Origin of the sequence: Nocardia sp. NPDC060220, from assembly GCF_042727815.1 — a bacterium.
Taxonomy (GTDB): Bacteria; Actinomycetota; Actinomycetes; order Mycobacteriales; family Mycobacteriaceae; genus Nocardia.
Map to the genome: position 1 here is coordinate 1 of NZ_JBHWZY010001103.1, position 1,933 is coordinate 1,933.

Annotated in this window: 1 protein-coding gene and 1 pseudogene; both read left to right on the forward strand. The window is 67.3% G+C overall.

Annotated elements, in window-relative coordinates; translation table 11 throughout:
- Positions 1-1,749 (forward strand): methylmalonyl-CoA mutase (gene scpA, locus ACFWF3_RS34115; RefSeq protein WP_379318139.1); only part of this gene is annotated, 1,749 nt, incomplete at its 5' end.
- Positions 1,746-1,933 (forward strand): annotated as a pseudogene (locus ACFWF3_RS34120) (methylmalonyl Co-A mutase-associated GTPase MeaB); the annotation flags it as partial. The gene scpA and the pseudogene ACFWF3_RS34120, both read left to right, overlap by 4 nt.

Consider the following 1,933-nt stretch of genomic DNA (forward strand, 5'->3'; position numbering starts at 1 on the left):
GACCAGATCCCCCTGGACCAGGTGTCGGTGTCGATGACCATGAACGGCGCGGTGCTGCCGATCCTGGCGCTCTACGTCGTCGCCGCCGAAGAGCAGGGCGTGACGCCCGAGCAGCTGGCCGGAACCATTCAGAACGACATTCTGAAAGAGTTCATGGTCCGCAACACCTACATCTACCCGCCCAAGCCCTCGATGCGGATCATCTCCGACATCTTCGCCTTCACCAGCGCGAAGATGCCGAAGTTCAACTCGATCTCCATCTCCGGATACCACATCCAAGAGGCCGGTGCGACAGCCGATCTGGAGCTGGCCTACACCCTCGCCGACGGTGTGGAGTACATCCGCGCCGGCATCGCCGCGGGCATGGATGTCGACAAGTTCGCGCCGCGTCTGTCGTTCTTCTGGGCCATCGGCATGAATTTCTTCATGGAGGTCGCCAAGCTGCGCGCGGGGCGGCTGCTGTGGAGCGAGCTGGTGTCGAAGTTCGAACCCAAGAGCGCGAAATCGCTGTCGCTGCGAACACATTCGCAGACCTCTGGCTGGTCGCTGACCGCGCAGGACGCCTACAACAACGTGGCGCGCACCTGCATCGAGGCGATGGCCGCGACCCAGGGGCACACCCAGTCGCTGCACACCAACGCGCTCGACGAGGCCCTGGCCCTGCCGACGGACTTCTCCGCCCGCATCGCCCGCAACACCCAGCTGCTCATCCAGCAGGAGTCCAACACCACCCGCCCGATCGACCCGTGGGGCGGCTCGTACTACGTCGAGTGGCTCACCCACCAGCTCGCCGAGCGGGCGCGCGCCCACATCGCCGAGGTCGAGGCGCACGGCGGTATGGCACAGGCGATTTCGGAGGGTATTCCGAAGCTGCGCATCGAAGAGGCCGCCGCGCGGACCCAGGCGCGCATCGACACCGGCCAGCAGCCGGTGATCGGCGTCAACAAGTACCAGGTCGAAGAGGACCACGCCGTCGAAGTCCTCAAGGTCGAGAACTCGCGGGTGCGGGCCGAGCAGATCGAGAAGCTGGAACGGCTTCGCGCCGACCGTGATTCGGTCGCGGTGGAGCATGCGCTGTCCGAATTGACCCGTGCGGCAGCGTCTTCCGAAGGCGGTATGGAGAACAATCTCCTCGCGCTCGCCATCGACGCCGCGCGCGCCAAGGCCACGGTCGGTGAGATCTCCGACGCGCTGGAGAAGGTGTACGGCCGTCATCAGGCCGAAATCCGTACCCTGTCCGGTGTGTACCGTGACGAAGCAGGCAAGGCATCCAACATCGGCGCCGCCATCGCGCTGGTCGAGGAATTCGGCGAGGCCGAGGGACGCCGTCCGCGCATTCTGGTCGCCAAGATGGGCCAGGACGGACACGATCGCGGCCAGAAGGTGATCGCGACCGCGTTCGCCGACCTCGGCATGGACGTCGACGTGGGCCCGCTGTTCCAGACGCCCGAAGAGGTGGCTCGCCAGGCTGCCGACAACGACGTGCACATTGTCGGTGTGTCCTCGCTGGCCGCCGGTCATCTCACGCTGGTGCCCGCGCTGCGGCAGGCGCTTGCCGATGTGGGTCGGCCCGACATCATGGTCATCGTGGGCGGGGTGATCCCGCCCGGCGACTTCGACGAGCTCTACGAGGCCGGTGCGGCCGCGATCTTCCCGCCCGGCACCGTCATCGCCGACGCGGCCATCGACCTGCTGAAGAAACTGGGCGCGGCACTCGGGCACGAGATCGGTGGCGGCACAGCCGAATGAGCGACGGCGCACAGGTGGCCGGGGGTGCCGACGCGCACCCTCGGCTCGGGACCACCGCGGGCGTCGGCTCGCCACGCAACGAGGGGCGCACCGCCGTGGGCGTTCGCCGGACGATCGATGTCGACGCGCTCGCCGAGGAGGTCAAGGCAGGGCAGCGTTCGGCGCTGGCCCGTGCGATCACCCT